Origin of the sequence: Roseisalinus antarcticus, from assembly GCF_900172355.1 — a bacterium.
In the GTDB taxonomy this organism is placed as follows: domain Bacteria; phylum Pseudomonadota; class Alphaproteobacteria; order Rhodobacterales; family Rhodobacteraceae; genus Oceanicola; species Oceanicola antarcticus_A.
On record NZ_FWFZ01000156.1, the window covers coordinates 1 to 510 of the forward strand.

1 protein-coding gene is annotated in these 510 nt (G+C 69.2%); it reads right to left on the bottom strand.

Features of this window, described 5'->3' with window-relative positions; genetic code table 11:
- On the bottom strand, nucleotides 1–510 hold a 510-nt coding region (locus ROA7023_RS23675; protein WP_200812601.1), incomplete at both ends, for a baseplate megatron protein TIM-barrel domain-containing protein.

The following is a 510-nucleotide window of genomic DNA, read 5'->3' on the forward strand; positions in this document are numbered from 1 at the left end:
CCTCGGGCAGCCCGGCGCGCAGGCAGAGGTGCCGGACGAGTGCTGCCAACGACACCGCGCCAAGCCGCCCGGTCAGCCAGTGGCCGAGCCGCCAGTTCGCCCCGTCCGTCCAGACGTCGGTCAGCGCTGGAAAAAACGGATAGGGCCGCGCGTCCCAGGTCCAGGCGGCGCATTCGGGAACGTGCACCATTCGGCCGCTGTAGACCGACGACACCGGGTTGTTCGCGACCTCGCCCCACCAGAGATATGTCGCTTCGAGATAGGCGCGCTGGATGGCGTCGTCGCGCCAGCCCCGCGAGAAGTGCGGCGTGAAGCTCTCCGACGACTTCGGATCGAAGAAGACGTTGGGCTGGTTGGTGCCCCGGTCGATGGCGGGACAGCCGAGCTCGGTGAACCAGATCGGCTTCGACTGCGGCGCCCATGCCGTCGGCGTCCCGCTCTCCACCCCACCGGGGCGGTCGTAGTGCGCGTTCGACCACCAGGCGCGCGGATCCTTGTAGCGGAACACCC